The sequence below is a fragment of the Oleiphilus sp. HI0117 genome (genome assembly GCF_001635235.1).
On record NZ_LWGA01000485.1, the window covers coordinates 1 to 657 of the forward strand.

Annotated in this window: 2 protein-coding genes; one reads left to right on the top strand and one right to left on the bottom strand. The window is 45.4% G+C overall.

Annotated elements, in window-relative coordinates:
- Nucleotides 1-405 (top strand): hypothetical protein (locus A3757_RS05530; protein WP_231878223.1); only part of this gene is annotated, 405 nt, incomplete at its 5' end.
- On the opposite strand, the gene A3757_RS05535 is transcribed toward A3757_RS05530, so the two are convergent.
- A partial coding sequence (locus A3757_RS05535; protein ID WP_231878224.1) for a hypothetical protein occupies nt 402-657 on the bottom strand: 256 nt, incomplete at its 5' end. The two genes, A3757_RS05530 and A3757_RS05535, sit on opposite strands and share 4 nt — an antisense overlap.

The following is a 657-nucleotide window of genomic DNA, read 5'->3' on the forward strand; positions in this document are numbered from 1 at the left end:
GAGGACAAAATGGCTATCCTCAAAGAAGCACAAGTTTTTGCAGGTATGCAGCTTCTACCCCTAAATAAGCGCTATGGAGATATACATGGCGAAAAGTATGCTTGGTTGAGAAAAGCCTGCGCTTTCTACCTTATAGGGGCAACCCGCGCTATAACGAACACAGGCCAATGTGGCCCAGGCACATACGAAGAAATTACTGGACTGGTAATCAAGTCTTGCTTGAAGACCCCTAACAACGACGTACTCGCTTATCTAAAGAGCGCTTCAAATGACGAGTGGGATAAAGAGCAAAAGGTCTTAGCATTAACTGGAGAGCAAGCAGCAGCTAACTGGGTATCAGGCAAGGCTATCCCTCACCACACTACCCTGGACGAACACTTAAGTCGAAACGGAATTATTGCTTAAATTCCAGTGACTGATAGTGAGATAATTTTCTCGTGCCCCTCACCTACCTGAATCTCTTTGCTGCGGAGGCAAACTTTCTCAACTCGCTCGACGCTCATCTCGACTTGCTTAGCAATACTGTCACTCTGCATGTCTACCGAGGCATCTTTTAGACAGCGAGTAATAACACCTTCGTCCATTTTGAATTTCATCCATAAATACAGCCAGACATGCGCCCAGAGAGAGATAATTATCACCAGTGCCAAAACAATA